The organism is Endomicrobiales bacterium, from assembly GCA_023228045.1.
GTDB lineage: Bacteria > Elusimicrobiota > Endomicrobiia > Endomicrobiales > JALOBY01 > JALOBY01.
This window is the reverse complement of sequence record JALOBY010000019.1, coordinates 1-18,890: the sequence shown is the minus strand read 5'-3', so window position 1 is coordinate 18,890 and position 18,890 is coordinate 1. Positions and strand designations below refer to the sequence as shown.

20 protein-coding genes are annotated in these 18,890 nt (G+C 35.1%); all 20 read left to right on the top strand.

Going from position 1 to position 18,890, the window contains the following annotated elements; translation table 11 throughout:
- Positions 1-13 precede the first annotated feature (13 nt).
- Positions 14-421 (top strand): hypothetical protein, encoded by a 408-nt coding sequence (locus tag M0Q46_05245; protein ID MCK9582994.1) that lies wholly within the window; start codon positions 14-16, stop codon positions 419-421.
- 33 nt (positions 422-454) lie between these two features.
- The gene (locus M0Q46_05240) at positions 455-952 is read left to right on the top strand and encodes a PTS sugar transporter subunit IIB (GenBank protein ID MCK9582993.1); all 498 of its coding nucleotides are present in this window, start codon (positions 455-457) and stop codon (positions 950-952) included.
- Positions 949-2,997, top strand: coding sequence for a DUF1926 domain-containing protein (locus M0Q46_05235; protein ID MCK9582992.1), 2,049 nt, complete (start codon positions 949-951; stop codon positions 2,995-2,997). The genes M0Q46_05240 and M0Q46_05235 overlap by 4 nt, the downstream gene beginning before the upstream one ends.
- Before the next feature lie 6 nt (positions 2,998-3,003).
- A complete protein-coding gene (locus M0Q46_05230; protein MCK9582991.1) occupies positions 3,004-3,657 on the top strand; it encodes a PTS sugar transporter subunit IIC in 654 nt (217 codons plus the stop codon).
- On the top strand, positions 3,644-4,438 hold the full coding sequence (locus tag M0Q46_05225; GenBank protein ID MCK9582990.1) for a PTS system mannose/fructose/sorbose family transporter subunit IID: 795 nt from the start codon (positions 3,644-3,646) through the stop codon (positions 4,436-4,438). Before M0Q46_05230 ends, M0Q46_05225 begins: the two co-directional genes overlap by 14 nt.
- Positions 4,438-4,701 carry an HPr family phosphocarrier protein gene (locus M0Q46_05220; protein ID MCK9582989.1) on the top strand — a complete coding sequence of 88 codons (264 nt, stop codon included), beginning with the start codon at positions 4,438-4,440 and terminating at the stop codon, positions 4,699-4,701. Before M0Q46_05225 ends, M0Q46_05220 begins: the two co-directional genes overlap by 1 nt.
- 16 nt (positions 4,702-4,717) lie before the next feature.
- Entirely contained in the window at positions 4,718-6,454 is a 1,737-nt protein-coding gene (ptsP, locus tag M0Q46_05215) for a phosphoenolpyruvate--protein phosphotransferase (GenBank protein ID MCK9582988.1), read from the top strand.
- 82 nt (positions 6,455-6,536) lie between these two features.
- Positions 6,537-8,321, top strand: a complete 1,785-nt coding sequence (gene lepA, locus M0Q46_05210; GenBank protein MCK9582987.1) for a translation elongation factor 4 — start codon at positions 6,537-6,539, stop codon at positions 8,319-8,321.
- Positions 8,322-8,329: 8 nt separating this feature from the next.
- Positions 8,330-9,103: a signal peptidase I gene (gene lepB, locus M0Q46_05205; GenBank protein ID MCK9582986.1), complete on the top strand. Its 774-nt coding sequence runs from the start codon at positions 8,330-8,332 to the stop codon at positions 9,101-9,103.
- A 42-nt stretch (positions 9,104-9,145) separates the two neighbouring features.
- Entirely contained in the window at positions 9,146-10,225 is a 1,080-nt protein-coding gene (hemW, locus tag M0Q46_05200) for a radical SAM family heme chaperone HemW (GenBank protein MCK9582985.1), read from the top strand.
- Positions 10,225-10,935 carry a glycosyltransferase family 2 protein gene (locus M0Q46_05195; GenBank protein MCK9582984.1) on the top strand — a complete coding sequence of 237 codons (711 nt, stop codon included), beginning with the start codon at positions 10,225-10,227 and terminating at the stop codon, positions 10,933-10,935. The genes hemW and M0Q46_05195 overlap by 1 nt, the downstream gene beginning before the upstream one ends.
- The gene (locus M0Q46_05190; protein MCK9582983.1) at positions 10,932-11,285 is read left to right on the top strand and encodes a DUF2304 domain-containing protein; all 354 of its coding nucleotides are present in this window, start codon (positions 10,932-10,934) and stop codon (positions 11,283-11,285) included. The genes M0Q46_05195 and M0Q46_05190 overlap by 4 nt, the downstream gene beginning before the upstream one ends.
- Positions 11,282-12,727, top strand: a complete 1,446-nt coding sequence (locus M0Q46_05185; protein ID MCK9582982.1) for a B12-binding domain-containing radical SAM protein — start codon at positions 11,282-11,284, stop codon at positions 12,725-12,727. The genes M0Q46_05190 and M0Q46_05185 overlap by 4 nt, the downstream gene beginning before the upstream one ends.
- On the top strand, positions 12,724-13,707 hold the full coding sequence (locus tag M0Q46_05180) for a glycosyltransferase (protein MCK9582981.1): 984 nt from the start codon (positions 12,724-12,726) through the stop codon (positions 13,705-13,707). Before M0Q46_05185 ends, M0Q46_05180 begins: the two co-directional genes overlap by 4 nt.
- Positions 13,708-13,709: 2 nt before the next feature.
- Positions 13,710-14,456: a class I SAM-dependent methyltransferase gene (locus M0Q46_05175; protein ID MCK9582980.1), complete on the top strand. Its 747-nt coding sequence runs from the start codon at positions 13,710-13,712 to the stop codon at positions 14,454-14,456.
- Between the two features lie 70 nt (positions 14,457-14,526).
- Positions 14,527-14,985 carry a UDP-N-acetylglucosamine transferase subunit ALG14 gene (locus M0Q46_05170; protein ID MCK9582979.1) on the top strand — a complete coding sequence of 153 codons (459 nt, stop codon included), beginning with the start codon at positions 14,527-14,529 and terminating at the stop codon, positions 14,983-14,985.
- On the top strand, positions 14,982-15,476 hold the full coding sequence (locus tag M0Q46_05165) for a hypothetical protein (GenBank protein MCK9582978.1): 495 nt from the start codon (positions 14,982-14,984) through the stop codon (positions 15,474-15,476). Before M0Q46_05170 ends, M0Q46_05165 begins: the two co-directional genes overlap by 4 nt.
- 405 nt (positions 15,477-15,881) lie before the next feature.
- A complete protein-coding gene (locus M0Q46_05160) occupies positions 15,882-16,619 on the top strand; it encodes a class I SAM-dependent methyltransferase (protein MCK9582977.1) in 738 nt (245 codons plus the stop codon).
- 127 nt (positions 16,620-16,746) lie between these two features.
- Complete coding sequence (locus tag M0Q46_05155; GenBank protein ID MCK9582976.1) at positions 16,747-17,724, top strand: flippase-like domain-containing protein; 978 nt, start codon at positions 16,747-16,749, stop codon at positions 17,722-17,724.
- 43 nt (positions 17,725-17,767) lie between these two features.
- Positions 17,768-18,826, top strand: a complete 1,059-nt coding sequence (locus tag M0Q46_05150) for a glycosyltransferase family 4 protein (GenBank protein ID MCK9582975.1) — start codon at positions 17,768-17,770, stop codon at positions 18,824-18,826.
- Positions 18,827-18,890: the final 64 nt, after the last annotated feature.

Sequence of the window (18,890 nt, the reverse complement as noted above, 5' to 3'; positions counted from 1 at the left end):
ACCAGGAGTACTAATGCTTAATATTTTAGTAATTACGCATGGCGAGTTTGGAAGGGAGTTAATTGCTACAGCAGAAAGTATAGTTGGTCATCAGGAAAATGTTTACTCACTATCATTACAACGCACAGAGACACTTTTATCTTTAAGTACTAGAATAGATAAAATAATAAAAGGTTTCCAAAGTGGTGATAGTGCTATTATTTTAACGGATATGTTAGGTGGCACACCATGCAATGCTTGCCTTCCGCTTTCAGCAAATAAAAACATTGAAATAATAAGTGGAGTAAATTTGTATATGCTTATATCAGCACTTTTGCACAGAGGCACAATGCAGAGTGAGGAGCTGACCCAAAAAATTATTGCTGATGGAATAAAAAACATTACAAATGCAAAAAAAATGTTTTTGGAGAAATTAAAATAGTAATAAGAATTTGTTACTAGCACAGGAGAGTATATGCCAGTAGTTTTTATGAGAATTGATGATCGTTTAATTCATGGCCAAGTGGTTGAAGGCTGGCTAAAAAATATGGAAGTAGATGTGGTTGCAATTGTATCTGATGAGGTTGCAAAAGATAAAATGCAACAGGTTCTTTTTGCTATGGCAGTGCCAAAAACAATAAAGGTTTCTACGCTTACGGTTCATGCGGCGGCTGATATGGTTTTATCGGGTGCTTATGAAAAAGAAAGAGTTTTTATGCTTTTTTCAAACCCACAAGATGTTTTACGTTTTTTAAAGCGTGGGGTAAGCGTGCACTCTGTTAATGTTGGCGGTATGCATTTTACTGAAGGCAAAAGACAAATATTAAAAAATGTTTCAGTTGATAATGATGATGTTGACGCGTTGCATAATATTTCTGAGTTGAATGTAGAACTTGAGGGTAGGGTTTTGCCAAATGATGAAAGAGTAAATGTAGCTCAATACATTATTTTAGAGTCAAAAGGTATAAAGTGAAAAAAGTAACTTTTATTTTTGCTGTGCATAATCATCAGCCGATAGGTAACTTTGATGAAGTTTTTCACAGGGCTTATAATGATGCCTATCTGCCGTTTATTGATGCTCTTTATAGCAGACCAAACATAAAATGGGTTTTGCATTGTACAGGTATATTGTGGGATTTTATATCAAAGGAATATCCTTCCTACATTGATAAAGTTTCACAAATGGTGAGCCGTGGCCAGCTTGAGCTTCTTTCCGGTGGTTATTACGAACCAATTTTGCCTTCAATTCCTAACAATGACGGCTTGGGGCAGATTAAAAAATTAAATAACTTCATTGCTCAAACTTTTGGCAAAGAGCCAAAGGGTATGTGGCTTGCTGAAAGGGTTTGGGAACCACAACTTGCAAAAACACTTGTTGATGCAGGCATGAATTATAGTGTGGTTGACGATGCACATTTTGCGGCATCGGGTCTAAATCCAGATGAGCTTTGCGGTTACTATATAACAGAAGACCAAGGCGCAAAGTTGAGTATATTTCCAATAAGTCAAAAACTTCGTTATGCGATTCCGTTTCAAAACCCTGAAAGTACACTTGATATTTTTAAAGAACTTCTTGAAAAATGTGATAACCCTGTAGCTGTTATGGCCGATGACGGTGAAAAATTTGGCCTTTGGCCTGGAACAAAAATGCATGTTTATGAACATGGGTGGCTAAATGCGTTTTTGGATATGCTTAGCTCAAATGCGCATTGGATAGAAACCGCTACTTTTAGTGATGTTTTGGCAAAAACCCCCCCAAGGGGCATTGTTTATTTGCCGACGGCTTCATATTTTGAAATGTCTGAGTGGGCTTTGCCATCTTCGGCACAAAATGCCTTTGAATTGCTTTCAAAACGCTTTCACGACGATAATAGTGTAAAAAGATTTCTTCGTGGCGGTTTCTGGCGTAACTTTCTTGCCAAATACCCGGAAGCTAACGCCATGAATAAAAAAATGCTTTATGTAAGCCAAAAACTAGAGAGTGCGAGAAGTAAATATGCTGAAAGTTCCTTGCTTATGGCAACTGATGATCTTTATGCCGGGCAGTGCAATTGCGCTTATTGGCATGGTGTTTTTGGCGGACTGTATTCACCTCATTTGCGAAATGGCGTATATAGAAAGCTCCTTGACGCTGAAAAAAAGTTAAATGCTTTAGTTGCTCCGCTTAAACGGTGGTCTGTATTTGATTATAACGCCGATGGTTTTGATGAATTAATATTTGAGTCGCAAAAACAAAACTTGTATGTAGCCCCAAACCTTGGTGGCTCGATAATAGAGTGGGATATCCTTGATAAAAGTATAAACCTTGGCAATGTGCTTGCGCGCAGGTATGAGGCATATCACAAAAAGTTAAAAGAATTTTTGGAAAACCCAAATGTTTACGAGCAAGATGTAAAAACCATTCACGATATTGTATTTGTAAAAGAAAATAACTTAGATAAATATTTACATTACGACAAAACACAAAAAAGTTCGCTGCTTGATCATTTTTTTGGTGATGAGGTTACAAGTGAGTCATTTGCAAACAATACATTTGAAGAAATGGGAAATTTTCAAAATGCAAGTTATGCTTATACAGTTGATAACAAAAACATAGTTTTAAGTAAAAGTGGTTCTGTGCAATCCGCAAATGGTTCTGTTGCGTTATCATTGCGCAAAAAACTTTCGCCAATTACAAATGGGTTCTCGGTTAAATATAATTTCACTTATCAAGAAAGTATGCAACAGTTACCAAAATATGCTTGCGAGCTAAATGCGGCTTTTTATTGTTTTGATAGCAACTTATATGGTGAGCATAAATCCATTAAAAGCTGGCAAGTAATAGATAAATGTTCCGGTTTGCGTTACAAAATAGAGTCAGATGTTAACTTTGACCTTTGGGTTAATGCGCTTGAGACCGTTTCTCTGTCTGAAAGTGGTTTTGAGAGAACATACCAAGGTGTAAACTTAGCCATGGTTTTTAATTTAAACGCTTTAGATAAAGAAAAGGTTTTGAGTATAAAAGTTACCGCGGAGTAAGCTTGAATGCCTGAAATAGTTTTATTAGCTTTTATCGCCGCTTTAATAAGTTTAGATATAACACCTTTTGGTCAGTTTATGTTTTCAAGGCCAATAGTTGTAGCCCCTCTTTTTGGCTGTATTTTGGGTGATTTAACATCAGGTATTTGGATTGGCATTATCGTTGAGTTTGTATGGATAGGTATTTTGCCAATGGGTGCCGCAGTGCCGGCAGATATTACAACTGTTGCAATACTTGCCACTATATGGGGCATAAAAACTATGCCCAATAATAATGCGGTAATGGTTTTAGCTCTTATATTCGCCTTACCATCTGCAATGTTTTTTAAGTTACTAGACATGTGGATAAGAAAAATAAATGTTTTAGTTATGCGTTGGGTTGAGAACGGAGTTAAAGCGGGTAAAATTGGCAGAGTAAGCAAAGGTATATTTATTGGAATAGTTTTATTTTTTTTGAAGGCCTTTGTTTTCTATTTCGCTTTTATTATTGCTGGTGAGTGGCTGGTTGGCGAGGTTTTTGCTATGGTGCCAAGCAAAGTTATGTACGGGCTTTTTCTCTCATGGCGTTTTTTGCCCATAATGGCGCTTGGGATTATGTTTAGGAATTTTAGTCCAAAACTTACATCTTTAATTGATGGCGGTAAAAATGCAAGAAAGTAATGAGCGCGGATTATTAAAAAACATAATATTTATAAAAATGCTTGCAAGGTCTTTTTTTCTACAGGCAATATGGAATTACGAAAGAATGCAAAATGTTGGGTTTGCTTATATAATGATGCCATTAATCAGGCACCTATATAAAACACCCGCTGAGCGTTCAAGTGCTGTTTTAAGGCAGCTTGGTTTTTTTAATACACATCCTTATATGGTAAGCATAATTATGGGTGTTATTGCTTCTAAAGAAACCCAGCTTGCGCAACATGGTCAAAGCGATATTTCGCCGGAAAGTATAACAGTGCTAAAAAAGAATATGTCTGGCCCTCTGGCGGCAGTTGGTGATACATTTTTTTGGGCAATATGGCGGCCATTTGTGGCTCTTGTCGCAATTTGTTTTGCTCTTTTCTTGTATAAAGACGGATATTTCAGAGAGGCATGGTTTATTCCTATAAGTTTCATTGTTTTTTATAACATCGTTCATATTTTTTTCAGATGGTGGACTTTTAGCATGAGTTATACATATCCGCAAAAGGCCATTGGCATAATTTCGGAGATAGATATACAAGAAGCAATTAAAATTATTAAAATTTTAGGAATTTTTATACTTGTCTGCGCATTAGTGGTTTATTTCATTAAATTTGGCCTCAATTTAGAGCATATGCTTGTTTTGCTTTGTATATTTACAGGAACACTTTATTTAACTGGGCGTAGGGTTTCACCGAACATAATTTTTTACTCTACAATAGCTTTAGGCATATTACTATTTTGTATTAGGGGCCATTAATGATTGAAAAGATTGTTACAATTAAAAATAAGCTTGGTTTGCATGCAAGGCCAGCGGCATTATTTGTACAAACTGCCGCAAAATTTTCTTCTCAAATTAAAATTATAAAAGATGGTCAAGAAGTTGATGGCAAAAGTATTATGGGCCTTATGACACTTGCGGCGGCTTTTAACACACAGTTAAAACTTTTAGCAAATGGTAGCGATGAAAATGAAGCAATTAACGAATTAGTTGGGATTTTTGAGAATGGTTTTGGCGAATAGAGAAAAAGGATTAACTATGAACGCAAAAGTTTCTATTTTACACGGTATTGCTGCATCGCCTGGCATTGCTATTGGTAAGGCAATCTTGTTTAGAGATGAAGAGTTTAATACATCTAAAAGAGAGATTAAAAAAGACGATATTAAAAAAGAAATAAAACGTTTTGGCGATGCATTATCCAAAACAAATGCGGAGATGCTTGTAACAAAAGAAAAAATATATAAAACGCTTGGTAAAGAATATGCCCGCCTTGCGGATGCTCACTTGCTAATATTGCAAGACCCGCTTATAACAAGGGAAGTAACAAAGATAATTAGTGACGGGATAAACGCGGAGTACGCCTTAAGTGAAGTTCTTGAAAAGGTTATTCACTCTTTTGAGATGATAGATGATGAGTACTTCCGTGAAAGAAAGCATGATATCGCCGATGTAGGTAAAAAACTTTTAAGCCATCTCGCCGGTGGGGTCAGGCGCACCATAGCAGATATTAAAACTGAAGGTGTAGTGGTTGGACATAACTTTACACCATCAGATACATTGTCTATGCGCGAGAATTTGCTAATTGGTTTTGCTACGGACATAGGTGGCAAAACATCACATACCGCAATACTCGCCCAAAGTTTGGAAATTCCCGCGGTTGTAGGTCTTAGAGATGTTACAGCAAAAATTTCAGAGGGTGACACAATAGTAGTCGATGGTAATCAGGGTATTGTAGTAATAAATCCAAGCCTTGAAATGCTTGAAAACTACAGGCATGAAAAAGAGATACAACTTGAGCAGACAAAAGAGTTAGAAAAACTTAAAGATTTGCCGGCTCAAACAATCGACGGTCATAGAATTGTAATAGGTGCAAACATAGATAACCCAAGTGAGACGGCATCGGTTTTAAGCCATGGGGCCGAAGGGGTTGGTCTTTACAGATCTGAGTTTATTTACTTTAACAGAAGCTCAATGCCAAGCGAAGAAGAACATTATAAAAACTATTCGCGAATAGCCCAAAAAATGATGCCATATAGTGTAATAATTAGAACTTTTGACCTTGGTGGCGACAAACTTTCAGGTATGGGCCTAGAGGGTGTGGCCACAGAGGGAAACCCATTTCTTGGGATGCGTGCCATAAGGCTTTCACTTAAATATCCAAAAATATTTAAAACACAGCTACGCGGAATACTAAGAGCATCAGCCGAGGGCAAAATTAAAATTATGTATCCGATGATTTCAGGTTTGGGTGAGTTGCTTGCGGCAAATAAAATTTTAGAAGAAACTAAAGAAGAGCTTAGAAGCGAAGGTAAAAAATTTGATGAAAATATAGAAGTTGGTGTAATGATAGAAGTGCCATCTGCGGCTTTAACGGCCGATCAAATAGTCGCGCATTGCGACTTTTTATCAATTGGCACAAATGATTTAATTCAGTATACCCTTGCGATTGACAGAGTAAATGAAAATGTGGCATCTCTTTATGATCCGTTACACCCTGCAATACTGCGACTAATAAAAAATGTTGTAGAAGCCGCTCATAGGGCAGGTAAGTGGGTTGGACTATGCGGCGAGATGGCAGCAGACCCATCACTTACGGTTGTTTTAGTTGGGCTTGGTTTAAATGAACTTAGCGTTTCACCTGTTCAGGCACCAAAAATAAAAAAAATAATTAGAAATACTTCTTACGCGCAAGCAAGGGAGCTTGCAAATGACTTGCTAGAATCGCCAAATAGAGAAGAGCTTATCAAGCGTTTCAAAAAGCACACGACACCTTAAACCTGAATTTTGCAATAGGGTTTGGCATGTCCTTTCGCCTTGATTTTTGAACCTATTGCAAAATGCGGGTTAAAATATAACTATGGAAATAAGAAATTTTTGCATAATAGCACACATTGACCATGGCAAAAGTACGCTTGCAGACCGCTTGCTTGAGTTTACGGGTACTGTATCTAAAAGAGAAATGCGCGCTCAAATTATGGATGGTATGGAGCTTGAACGAGAACGCGGAATAACAATAAAAGCAAAAGCTGTAAGAATGAACTATACCGCTCCAGACGGTAAAGAGTATATGTTAAATTTAATTGACACCCCAGGTCATGTGGATTTTACTTATGAGGTCTCCAGAGCACTTGCTGCGTGTGAAGGTGCAATTTTGGTTGTAGACGCATCTCAAGGTGTAGAAGCACAGACACTCGCCAATACAATTCTTGCCCGTAATGCAAACCTAACAATTATCCCTGTTATAAACAAAATTGACTTGCCAACAGCGGATATTCTTAACTCAATGGTGCTTATAGAAGAGGCATTAAATATAAAAGATGAACCACTTCTCGCAAGCGCAAAAGAAGGCAAAGGTATTGCGGAAATAATAGCCGCAGTTATTGCTAAAGTGCCTGCCCCTATCGGAAGTGCCGATGAACCGCTTAGCGCTCTAATATTTGATTCATTTTACGACCCATATAGAGGCGTAATTATTTTAATAAGGGTTCTTGAAGGTAAAATCACAAATAAAAGCAATATTTTATTTGCATCATCAGGGGCATCTTACGATGTGCTTGAGGTTGGGTATATGCAAATAAAACTTGTGGCTTCAAATACTATTAGTGCCGGAGAAGTTGGTTATGTGGTTGCCGGCATAAAAGATATACATGATGTAAAAATTGGCGATACAATAACAGAAAAATCGCGGCCAACAAGCCGGCCGCATCTTGGCTATAAAGAAATTAAACCGTTTGTTTTTGCCGGTCTTTACCCTGTAAATACCTCGGACTATGATAACCTAAAAACGGCGCTTGAAAAACTGCACCTTTCAGATTCGTCGCTTTTTTACTGGCCGGAAACATCGTCGGCTTTGGGCTTTGGTTTTCGTTGTGGTTTTTTGGGTTCTTTACATATGGAAATTGTAAAAGAACGCCTTGAACGCGAGTTTAACCTTGACCTAATTATTACATCTCCAAATGTGGTTTATAAAATTACAACAAAAGGCAAAATTATTGAAGTTGCAAACCCCGCAAATTTCCCAGATCAAGCAAATATTGAAGAGATAAATGAGCCGTATGTTATTTCGACAGTAATATGCCCGGTTGATTATATTGGTCAGGTGCTTGACCTATGCCAAAAAAAACGCGGTAAACAACTGAATATGCGTTATATTGACACAAAAACAGTTATTGTAAAGTATGAAATGCCCCTCTCAGAGGTAATCATTGGTTTTTTCGATTCGTTAAAATCCGTTTCTCGGGGCTATGCTTCGTTTGATTACGAACATATCGGTTTTAAGCCTGGGGACTTAGTAAAACTTGAGTTTATGATAAATGAAGAAGTAATAGATGCTTTCTCTGTTATTGCGCACAAAGACAGTTCTTATCATATGGCAAAAATTATAGCCGAGAAATTAAAAGAAATAATTCCAAGGCATATGTTTGAAATACCAATTCAAGCACGCATAGGTAACCGTATAATTTGTCGTGAAACGCTAAAAGCTCTTAGAAAAGATGTTATTGCAAAGTGTTATGGTGGTGATATTTCAAGAAAGCGCAAACTACTTGAAAAACAAAAAGAAGGCAAAAAAAAGATGCGTCAATTTGGCAGGGTTGAAATACCCTCTGAAGCATTTGTTGCAGTATTAAAATTAAATGATTAGGAGCTAAAATGGAATTTAAGTTATTACTTGCCGGTATTTTGTTGTATGTTATTGCACGTGTTTTAAGACATATAAAGAATGTTAATAAAGTTTTAGCTTGCAATAAGTTTTTTATGTGGTCACATGAGTGGATAGAAACCGGCTGGTCGGCCGTAATAATTGCCGCAATAATAATGTACTTTTTGCTTCAGGCATTTAAAATACCTTCAGGCAGTATGCGTATGACCTTGCTTGAGGGAGATCATCTATTCGTTAACAAATTTATTTATGGTTTTCATATTCCTCTTGCCGATGGCAAGAGGATATTTCCTATTTGCAAAGTGCAAAGAGGCGACATAATTGTTTTTAGGGCGCCAATTAAAGCACTTGTCGGTGAAGAAAGGGTAAAAAAAATTGAAAAGGACTTTATTAAAAGGTGTGTTGCTATCGGTGGCGATAAGGTTGAAGTAGTTAATAAAAAACTATTCATAAATGATAAACCGGTAGAGGAAAGTTATCTAAATTTTGAAGATATGAACTTTTATCAGTCCCCAAAAGTTTTCCAAACCCAAAAAGATTATCAGGCAGCATGGGAAAATGGTGATTTTGCCGATATGGCGCTTGATGTTGTAAGAGATAATTTTGGTCCAGTTGTTGTTCCTGCGGGTTGTTACTTTGCAATGGGTGATAACAGAGATAGATCATTTGATTCGCGTTTTTGGGGGCCATTACCTGAAAATAGAATTAAAGGCAAACCACTTTTTCTATACTGGCCAGCAAATAGATGGCGGTTGATTAAATAAAATTTTGTAAATAATATAAACATCTTGAATAAATAATTAAAAATGAACGGTTTATATATACATTTACCATTTTGTAAATCAAAGTGTTATTACTGTGATTTTGCATCATTTGCGGGCAAAGAATATCTCATTGCCCCATATCTTAATGCTCTAAAAAAGGAGATGGCAAAATATTCAGGATACAAAATTGAAACTCTCTATATTGGGGGCGGAACACCAACCGTTCTTTCAACAGAGCAATTGCTTGATTTACTAAATAATGTCCGTTTAATATTCGGTTATTCCGGACTTTTTGAGTTAACGGTTGAGGTAAACCCCGAGTCGGCAACCGAAGAGAAGTTGAGGGCCCTTAAAGTTTGGGGAATTAATCGCTTAAGTATTGGTGTTCAGTCTTTAAATAATAACAACCTAAAATATCTTGGGCGCATTCACACTGTTGAACGGGTTCGTGAAATTTTTAGGCAGATAAAAAAACTACAATTTCAAAATGTAAGCTTGGATTTAATTTATGGTTTTCCTCACCAGACTATAATTGAATGGCAAGGTGAACTTGAAGACGCCTTGACATTTGAACCACAACATATATCACTTTACCCTCTAACAATAGAAGAAAACACGCCATTTTATACTCAAAAAGTTAAAGTTAATCAAGACAAGCAGGCAGAAATTTATGAATGGTCAGAGCAGATGCTTGAAAAACGGGGTTATGAGCACTATGAAATTTCAAATTGGGCGCGTGATGGTTTCAGGTCAAGGCACAATATGATTTATTGGAAAAATAGAGAGTACATTGGGCTCGGCTCTGGCGCGGCATCGCACTTAAAAGGTATGCGTTTTAAAAACACTCAGACAATTGAAGAGTACATAGAAAAAATAAATTCAACAGGCAGTGCCGTTGTAGAAGAAGAAGTGATAGATGAACAAACAAACCTTACTGATCACATAATTTTAAACCTGCGTTGTCGCGATGGTGTTGACCTTTCTGATATAGTAATGGATAAATACGGCACTGCCATAAATGATTTATTAAGTAAAAAACTTATTATGAAAGATGGCAAAATAATACGCCTTACAAAGCGCGGTATGCTTTTGGCAAACCAAGTTTTTAAGGAGTTTGTTTGATGCAAGAAAAAATTCTTGTAATTATACCTGCTTACAACGAGGCAAGTGGCATTGTCGGAGTAATAAACGGCATAAAAAAGGTAATGCCAAATGCCGACATTGCTGTTATAGATGATGGTTCAAAAGATTTAACTTGCAGTGTGTGTCAGCTTCTAAACGCTATTGTGCTTAGTCATCCGTTTAACCTTGGTGATGGTGCCGCCAGGCAAACCGGTTACCTGTTTGCAAAATATAACGACTATGATTTTGTTGTACAAATAGATGCTGATGGTCAACACGATACGGAATTTCTACCGTCATTATTGGAACCGCTTAAAAACGGAAGTGCCGATATAGTAATTGGTTCGCGTTTTCTGGGTGTTGGGCAGTACAAAGCTGAGTTTGCAAAAAAAATAGGCATGGGAGTATTTAACACGCTTGCAAGTGTAATAACAAAAACAAAAATAACTGATTCAACTTCCGGATACCGTGCGGTAAACAGAAAAGTAATTGAGTATTATGCTCAGCCACAGCAATATCCCGCAAACTTTCCAGATGCCGATTTAATAATTCAATCGCATATCGCTGGCTTTAAAATACAAGAAGTTCCTGTTCTTATGAGCCAAAATACAAAAGATAAGCCGTTGCATCATGGTTTGGGTGCGTATTACTATGTGTTTAAGATGCTGTTTTCAATTACGGTTACATTGTTAAGGGGAAAAACAAAATGACTTTAAGTAATTTAGTACTTTCAATTGCTGTGAGTGTTGGTATTCTCATACTGGTTTTTGAACTTGTAAGAAGAAAGAAGTTAAATGAAGAGTACTCGTGGCTTTGGATTGTAACGGCTGTTTTTTTGTTTTTGGTTTCACTATTTCCACCAGTTTTATTTTGGTTTACAAAACTTATAGGTGCCGCGTTGCCAATTTCAGCATTATTTTTTCTTGCTGTTATGTTTTTGCTTTTAATTGTTTTGCATTTTTCAACGGTAATATCAAAACTGACAAATAACCAAAAAACACTTGCTCAAAAGGTTGCAATTTTAGAGCAAAAATTAAATGGTAATAAATTGAATAAATGAAAAAAATAGTTTATGTAAATCCACCTTATGGTGATGATTTTGTTCGTTCAGCCCGCTGGGCCGCTAAATCAAGGGGGCGAGTACAGAGGCATCCTGAACAGGCGCTTATTTTGATTGCTATGTTAGAGCGAGATGGTCATAAGTGTAAGTTTATTGAAGGCGCTGCAAGGAATATGACAAGTGAAGAAGTAATATCTGAAGTAATCAAATTCGCTCCAGATATAGCTGTAATTCATACAACCACACCAAGTATATATAACGATATCAATTATGCCTTTGATATAAAAAAAAGTTATCCAAACTGTATTAATGTACTTGTAGGGGCTCATGTCTCAGCTGAACCAGAGAATACATTTGATATTGCGGGTTGTAGTGTGGATGTAATTGCCAGAGGTGAGCCAGAAAAGGCTTTGTGCGAAATTTCGGCAGACAAAAAGTTTTCAGAGGTACAAGGTATCTCTTATAGGTGTGAGAGTGATATTGTTAATAACCCTCCTGTTTTGCCAATTGATGTAAATACTTTGCCATTTCCCGCATGGAAACACATTGATCCACACTGGTACCATGATGCAGGAAAACTATATCCATTTTTGACATTGTATTCAGCAAGAGGATGCCATGGCTCTTGCACATTTTGTAGAGAGAGGCATGTAATCAATGGTTCAAATGTTAGGGTAAGAAGTGCGAAAGCTGTAGTTGATGAAATTGAATATGATATTGCATTATTTCCATATCTTAAGGAGATAATGTTTGAAACAGATACTTTTACAGCCAATCCGAAACATGTTATAGATGTGTGCAACGAAATAATGGCCAGAGGCCTTCATAAAAAAATAAAATGGAGTTGTAATATTAGAGTTGATGTGCAACTCGACTTGTTACCTTTAATGAAAAAAGCAGGTTGTAGAATGTTAATGGTAGGTTTTGAGTTTGGAACTAATGAGCAGTTGAAGGCAGTTGCAAAGGGAACAACTATTGAAATGGCTAATAAATTCGCTTATAACGCACACAAGCTTGGTTTTGTTATTCATGGGTGTTTTATGATAGGTGCGCCAGGGGAAACAGAACAAAGTGCTCAGGCAACAATAGATTTTGCAAAAAGTTTACCATTGGACACTATTCAAATATCTGGCATTGCCGTATATCCAGGAACACCGTTATACAAATGGGCAAAAGAAAAAAAATATTTGACTGCTACCAACTGGGAAGATTGGGTAAATGACAAAAAAGAACAAGTTACATTGCTCTCATATCCACAAATGTCAAAATCTAAAATTGATTTCTACATAGACAAAGGTCTTAGAGAGTTTTATTTAAGACCTGTACAGATAATAAAGATGTTATTTACTGTTAGAAGCTTTCATGACATAATTAGGAAGTTTTACGGGTTAAAAAGTTTTTTAAATTATTTTTTCGTAAAAAAGTTAAGAGTTAAAAGATGAGTACTAAAATTGCAGTTAATATTGCCGTTTATAATGAGAAAAGTACAATTGGCGGATTGATTGAAAATTTACTTGTACAAACGCTTAAAACTGATGAAATTGTAATTGTGGATGATGGTTCAACGGATAAAACCGCAGAGATTATAAAGCAATATGCAAAATGTAACAACCAAATAAAATATTACTATCAAAAAAATGCTGGACCAGCTGCTGCAAGAAACATTGCTTGGAAAAATTCCAATGCGGATATATGTGTGTTTACAGATGGTGATTGCAAACCAAACAAAGACTGGTTAGAAAAACTTATTGCTCCGTTTGAGAACTTAGATATTGCGGCTGCTGGTGGAACTTATAGAACACTAAATGAAAATAATTTACTTGCAAAATTTATTGGTTTAGAAATAGAGTCAAAATACAGAAATGTGAAAGGTTGCATTGATGCGCATGGTTCATATAATTTGGCAATTAAGAAAAATGTTTTGCAAGAGTTTAATGGTTTTGATGAAAGGTATAAATTTCCCAGCGGTGAAGATTGGGATCTAACCTATAAAATATCTAATAAGTATAAAATTGTTTTTGTGCCTTTGGCAATTGTTGGTCACTATCATCCTGAAAACTTAAAAAAATACCTGCTAAATCAATTCTGGCGAGCATTTGATCGGGTAAAGTTGTATAGAAATCATCCAACTAAAACAAAGGGCGATGTGTATACTCCGTGGTATATAAAGTTTCAGATTGCCTCATCTGCTATATTTATTTTAATGTTCCCGCTAATTTTTTTCATCAGATTTGGTTTTATATATTTTTTAATTATTTCCATGATATTAATTGGGTTCTCATGCGCAAATTTTAATTATTATTTAAGGATAGATAAAAGAGTCGCTTTGTTCTCCATATTGGTACAATTCTTAAGAGGAATGTTCTGGATGGTTGGTTGTTTCTATGGTGTTTTTGCTTTTCTAAAAAACAATAGAAGGTGAAAATGGATAAGAATAAAATTTATGATGAATTATATACCAAATACAGCAACAGATCACTAGATGAGCACAAGATCATAAAAATATTAAAATTTTTAGATGATAAGAGATTTGATAGTTTTTTGGATATTGGTTGTGGAGATGGTTGTCTAACAGAGGTGATCGCAAAAAAAATATGTGCTAAAAATGTTTGTGGAATTGATATTTCAAAAGAAGCAGTTATGACGGCAAAGGCTCGTGGTATTAATGCTGTTACTGCAGATATAGATAAAGATGATTTTCCATTTAAAGGCAATAGTTTTGATTTTATTTTTTGTGGTGATGTTATTGAGCATGTTTTTGACGCCGATCGTCTTGTTGAGTTCGTACATTGGGCATTGAAACCTGGAGGACGAGTTCTTATTGTTACACCCAATTTAGCTGCTTGGCATGCTCGTATATTTTTGCTTTTTGGGTATAATCCGTTTACCTGTTCTGTTAGTTTCAAAAACCATGGGGCTGGGAAACCTTTTTTGTTAAGTTCTGGAAATAGTACTGAACATATAAGATTCTTTACACTCAAAGCGTTATGTGATTTATTTAAAATAAATAATTTTATTGTAAATAAAAAATTTGCTTTCTATTCTCCAACTCCAAAAAGCTTGCCATTACCGATATATTTGTTTGTAGATATGGCAGATAGATTGTTTTCTATTTTCAAATCATTCTCATCAATTATTGGTATATATGCAAAAAAATGTGATTATAAATAACCTTTTAAAATTCATGTTTAAGATGTTTAATTGATAATTTGTCATAATAGGTTCCGGGAGTCGCAATCGTATGAGTAAGAATGTATTGATGGTTTGTGCCAGAGGTGGGCATTTCACGGAGTTAATTGAATTAGTTGATGTCTTCAATGGGTTCGATAAAACACTTGTAACTTATAGGGATGACTATGTTTTAGAATCAGAATGTTTCAATAAAGTTTATTTAGTCCCTAACCCACTTGGCGGAGTATTTAATATGGGAATATTCTTGCTAAACACTATAAAAATAATTTTTCGCACTCGACCTGCAGTTGTTTTTTCAACAGGGGCAGAAATCGCAATTCCATTTTTCCTTTTATGTAAATTATTCTATCACTCGCAATTAATATATGTTGAATGTAGTGCTCAAGTGTTTAATCCATCAGGAACTGGTAAATTGGTTTATCCGATTGCTGACTTGTTTATTGTACAATGGAAAACATTGCTTGGAAAGTATGGCAAAAAGGCAAAATATGTTGGTGGGTTGCTATGATATTTGTAACAGTTGGTAGTATGGTGCAAGGATTTGATAGGCTCATAAAAAGTATCGATTTAATTGCAGAAATTACAGGATTAGATTTCTATGTTCAAACTGGTTGTTCTAATTACAAACCACTAAATTGTAAATATTCAAAATATGTAGCATATAATGAATCCGAAAATCTCATAAGAAATTGCCAACTACTTATTTGCCATGCGGGTATTGGAACACTCATTCTTGCGAAAAAATATTCAAAAAAAACAGTTATTGTTCCTCGGTTTGCAAAATTCAAGGAACATTTCAATGATCATCAAAGTGAGATTTGTAAAATTATTGAGAGTGAAAATAGGCCAAACATTGCAGTTGTGTGGGATATAAATAACCTTGCTGGAACAGTTTCTATGATGCTTTCTCAATCCCACCTTCTTTCTACACCAATAGATATTAATAGCGGCAAAAACAATATTGTAAATGAGATTAAAAAGTTGTTAAACACATTATGACAAAACAATAATAAGAATTATTTTAAATACAATGATATTTATTGCTGTTGTTTATTGTCTTTAGTCAAGCGTGTTTTTTAAAAATAATGAAATTTGTTAGGGATAATAAAAAATAAATGGTTACATGCTTTAATAAGTATAATATTGTTTAGTTTAGCAGTTTACTTGCTATCAAAAAATACCGATATTAATAGTATTATTGGTTCTGTTAAATTGAGAAATATTTGGTTTTTACTTTTATGTCGTTGATTGCTTTTTCAGTTGCAAATTTTAATTTTTATTTAAGTAAAGATAGAAAATTGCTTTGTGCTCCATTTTGATACAATTTTTTAGATGAATGTTTTGGGTAGTTGGTCGTTTCTGTGGTGTTTTTGCTTTTATTAAAAAACAGTAGGAGATGATAAAATGGAAAAGAGTGGAATATATAATGAGTTGTTTACTAAATACAGTAATAGACCATTAGGTGACCATAAAATTATAAAAATATTAAAATTTTTTGATGGTAAGAAGTTTGATAGTTTTTTGGATGTTGGTTGTAGTGATGGATGTCTAACGGAAGTTATTGCTAAAAAAATAGGTGCGAAAAATATTTATGGTATTGATATTTCTAAGGAAGCAGTTGAGAAAGCCAAAGCTCGTGGTATTGATGCTGTTTGCGCAGATATGGATAAAGATAAATTTCCATTTAAAAGTAGTAGTTTTGATTTCATTTTTTGCGGTGATGTCATTGAACATGTTTTTGACCCAGATCGTATAGTTGAGTTCATATATTGGGCATTAAAACCCGAAGGGAGTGTTCTTATTCTTACCCCAAACTTAGCGGCATGGCATGCTCGTATATTTTTACTTTTTGGATATAATCCGTTTTCCTGTTCTGTTAGTTTCAAAAACAATGGGGCTGGGAAACCTTTTTTGTTAAATTCAGGAAACAATACCGAGCATATAAGATTTTTTACACTCAAAGCGTTGTGTGATTTATTGAAAATGAATAATTTTTGTATAAATAAAAAATTTGCTTTTTATTCTACAACTCCAAAGGACTTGCCACTGCCAATATACTTGTTTGTTGACATAGTAGACAGATTTTTTTCAATTTTCAGGTCATTATCATCAATTGTTGGTATATATGCAAAAAAGTTATGATAATAAATAATCTTGATGAAACAGTTTCTATGTTGCTTTCTAAATCTCAGCTTCTTTTTGCAACCATGGATATAAATGGTGGTAAAAACAATATTGTAAATGAAAATAAAAAATTACTATACACATTATGATTAAACAAACAATAAAAATTATTTTAGGCGTAATAATATTGGTCGTTGCTGTATACTATCTTTCTCTTGGTGCGAATTTTTCAAAAATTGCAGAATCGTTTGCTAAAGTAAATTTTTTCTTTTTTTCTCTTGCTTGTCTGTTTTTGGTTTTAACTACATTGGTTAAGGTTTTTCGGTGGAGATTTATGCTTGCAGATGTAAAAGAAATTAAATTTAGGTCGCTTCTTTCTGTTTTTTACATAGCACAGTTTTTTTCAAATATTCTTCCATTTCGTGCTGGAGATGTATTTCAAGTTGTTTATCTTGGGAAAAAAGAAAAGGTCAGTAAAGCGATAGTATTATCATCGGTAATTGCTTACCAAGTTGTTGATTTTATTTCGTTACTTGTGATTTTTATTGTTGCTTCATTTTTCTTTGTAGTTTCAAAGAATATGTTTGAACTTGCTTTAATTTTATTTATTTTCAGTTTAGTTGTTTTGGGTTTATATGTGTTCTTTCACAGAAGAATAGCAGGGTTTCTCTCAGGGAAAGAAGGTTGGCTTTATAAAAAGACACATTTGTTGAATGATGGGCTAAAGATGTTTGGCAAACTAAATGTGTTATATATCACAATCTTTTATAGTATTTGTATGTGGATACTTGCTTTTGCACAGTCGTATCTAATATTGTTGGCTTTTGGTATAAAGTTGTCAGTTTCAAAAATATTTCTTTACTTGGTTGTTCCAATGTTGGTAAGCATTTTACCATCAACGCCAGGTTCTTTTGGTATTTGGGAATTGGGTGCGGTTGGTACACTTTCATTGTTTGGTATTGAAAAATCGCTTGCCATAGCTATTTCATTTACAAATCATTTTGCGGGGTTTATCATTAGTTTTATGTTTGGTTTATATTTTGTTGTTAGCAACGGTCTTATGGGTTTTGTTTTTGGTAAGAAAATATTGAACGAAGGTAATGAACGAGAGGGAAGTTTATAAGAAAGTGTATTTTAACTGTTGCTTCATCTAACTATTACTGGAAATGATCGCAGATCTACCGCTTATGAATAAACCTCGCATCTTGATTATCCATGGAAAGACGGAAAAAAATAATGCGTCTAATTATTCGTTTGAGCGTTTTTTAAATGAGCGTTTTGATATTGATTCTTGTGTAATATCAGAACCGTATCCATACCCGTATCCGTATGTGTTCAAAATTTTTTCTCCGGTCAGGGTGTTGTTGGCACATAGGCGCTGGCTCAAAAAATATTCTGCAATTGTTGTAATGAATTTAACATATGCGATGCTTCTTGCGCTTATACGAAAGTTGACAGGAAACATGATAATGCCTGCAAGGTTCGTTGTGCTAGATGTTGGTTCAACTAAGATGTATTACGACATGAATATTTTTGTTCGCTGTGGTATCCGTTGGCTAGCTGGATCTTTTAGTTCAGTATTATGCCTATCACAATCTAGTGTGAATTTTTGGCGTGAAATAACAAATCAAAAAGTGAAAAGTATATTAATTTATCTTCCCGCAGGTGATGGTTATTTTGATGTCACAACTTCACACGGTGATTATTTATTTTCTGCTGGACGATACGGGAGAGATTTTCAAACATTATTTTCGGCCATAAATAATACGGACGAGAAACTCATTGTTGTTGGTGGTGTTTCGCAGTACAAGTCAATTGCGTCTGAGATTACTGCAAATCCAAATGTTACATATCTGGAAGAAATTGAACATCATGAGTTTGTAAAGCTTATGGCAGGGGCGCGTATTGTTGTAATACCGCTAATGGCAACTGCGTACCACACGGGTCAGACGGTTCTTGTGCAAGCAATGGCGATGGGGAAAACTGTAATTGTATCTCGAGCTCCTGGTACATCTGATTATGCAGAAGATGGTGTTGATGTGTTTTTTTATGAGCCAGGGAATGTATCTCAGTTACATAATCTTATTCTGCGCCTTAAAAATAACCCTGCTGAGGCTAATCGCGTTGCGAAAAATGCTCGTAAGCGAGCAGAAAGAGATTTTAGAGAATCAACATTTGCTGCTGTCATTTTGGGCATAATACTCAAAAAGTGTTGCTATTTTTGATAGTTTTGAAGTAGCAAAACCATTTTAAGTAACTAATTTTATGATTTTCAGAAAGACCACGATG

Bases quoted from the DNA above. Each gene is read 5' to 3' on its own strand.
- M0Q46_05230 (MCK9582991.1), top strand. From the start codon at position 3,004: ATGCCTGAAATAGTTTTATTAGCTTTTATCGCCGCTTTAATAAGTTTA.
- M0Q46_05190 (MCK9582983.1), top strand. From the start codon at position 10,932: ATGACTTTAAGTAATTTAGTACTTTCAATTGCTGTGAGTGTTGGTATT.
- M0Q46_05225 (MCK9582990.1), top strand. From the start codon at position 3,644: ATGCAAGAAAGTAATGAGCGCGGATTATTAAAAAACATAATATTTATA.
- M0Q46_05175 (MCK9582980.1), top strand. From the start codon at position 13,710: ATGGATAAGAATAAAATTTATGATGAATTATATACCAAATACAGCAAC.
- M0Q46_05155 (MCK9582976.1), top strand. From the start codon at position 16,747: ATGATTAAACAAACAATAAAAATTATTTTAGGCGTAATAATATTGGTC.
- ptsP (MCK9582988.1), top strand. From the start codon at position 4,718: ATGAACGCAAAAGTTTCTATTTTACACGGTATTGCTGCATCGCCTGGC.
- M0Q46_05240 (MCK9582993.1), top strand. From the start codon at position 455: ATGCCAGTAGTTTTTATGAGAATTGATGATCGTTTAATTCATGGCCAA.
- M0Q46_05160 (MCK9582977.1), top strand. From the start codon at position 15,882: ATGGAAAAGAGTGGAATATATAATGAGTTGTTTACTAAATACAGTAAT.
- M0Q46_05185 (MCK9582982.1), top strand. From the start codon at position 11,282: ATGAAAAAAATAGTTTATGTAAATCCACCTTATGGTGATGATTTTGTT.
- M0Q46_05165 (MCK9582978.1), top strand. From the start codon at position 14,982: ATGATATTTGTAACAGTTGGTAGTATGGTGCAAGGATTTGATAGGCTC.
- M0Q46_05180 (MCK9582981.1), top strand. From the start codon at position 12,724: ATGAGTACTAAAATTGCAGTTAATATTGCCGTTTATAATGAGAAAAGT.
- M0Q46_05150 (MCK9582975.1), top strand. From the start codon at position 17,768: ATGATCGCAGATCTACCGCTTATGAATAAACCTCGCATCTTGATTATC.
- M0Q46_05220 (MCK9582989.1), top strand. From the start codon at position 4,438: ATGATTGAAAAGATTGTTACAATTAAAAATAAGCTTGGTTTGCATGCA.
- M0Q46_05195 (MCK9582984.1), top strand. From the start codon at position 10,225: ATGCAAGAAAAAATTCTTGTAATTATACCTGCTTACAACGAGGCAAGT.
- M0Q46_05170 (MCK9582979.1), top strand. From the start codon at position 14,527: ATGAGTAAGAATGTATTGATGGTTTGTGCCAGAGGTGGGCATTTCACG.
- lepB (MCK9582986.1), top strand. From the start codon at position 8,330: ATGGAATTTAAGTTATTACTTGCCGGTATTTTGTTGTATGTTATTGCA.
- lepA (MCK9582987.1), top strand. From the start codon at position 6,537: ATGGAAATAAGAAATTTTTGCATAATAGCACACATTGACCATGGCAAA.
- hemW (MCK9582985.1), top strand. From the start codon at position 9,146: ATGAACGGTTTATATATACATTTACCATTTTGTAAATCAAAGTGTTAT.
- M0Q46_05245 (MCK9582994.1), top strand. From the start codon at position 14: ATGCTTAATATTTTAGTAATTACGCATGGCGAGTTTGGAAGGGAGTTA.